The sequence below is a fragment of the Mycobacterium sp. 852002-30065_SCH5024008 genome (genome assembly GCF_001665645.1).
GTDB classification, from domain to species: domain Bacteria; phylum Actinomycetota; class Actinomycetes; order Mycobacteriales; family Mycobacteriaceae; genus Mycobacterium; species Mycobacterium paraffinicum.
This window is the reverse complement of sequence record NZ_LZSZ01000106.1, coordinates 1-462: the sequence shown is the minus strand read 5'-3', so window position 1 is coordinate 462 and position 462 is coordinate 1. Positions and strand designations below refer to the sequence as shown.

At 64.3% G+C, this 462-nt stretch carries 1 pseudogene; it reads left to right on the top strand.

Annotated elements, in window-relative coordinates:
* Positions 1 to 18 precede the first annotated feature (18 nt).
* Positions 19 to 462 (top strand): annotated as a pseudogene (locus A5781_RS14705) (phosphopantetheine-binding protein); the annotation flags it as partial.

Genomic DNA, 462 nt, shown 5'->3' with positions numbered 1-462 from the left:
AGATGTGTATAAGAGACAGAGGACATCCTGGCCGGCATCTACGCCCAAGTGTTGGGCATAAAGCGGGTCGGGGTCGATGACTCGTTCTTCGATCTAGGTGGGAATTCGTTGTCGGCGATGCGCCTGATCGCCGCGGTCAACACCAGCCTGAATACCAACCTGTCGGTGCGGGCCATTTTTGAGGCGCCCACCATCGCCCAGCTAGCACCCCGCATCCAGGCCGGGGGTGGGGGTGGGCTGGCCCCGCTGGTGGCGGGTGAGCGCCCGGAGCGGGTGCCGTTGTCATTTGGGCAGTCCCGGTTGTGGTTTATCGATCAGTTGTTGGGCCGGTCGCCGGTTTACAACATGCCTGTGGCGCTGCGCCTGGACGGGCAGTTGGATGCGGAGGCGTTGGGGGTGGCGCTGGGTGATGTGGTGGGCCGCCATGAAAGCCTGCGCACCGTCTTCCCCGCGGTCGACGGA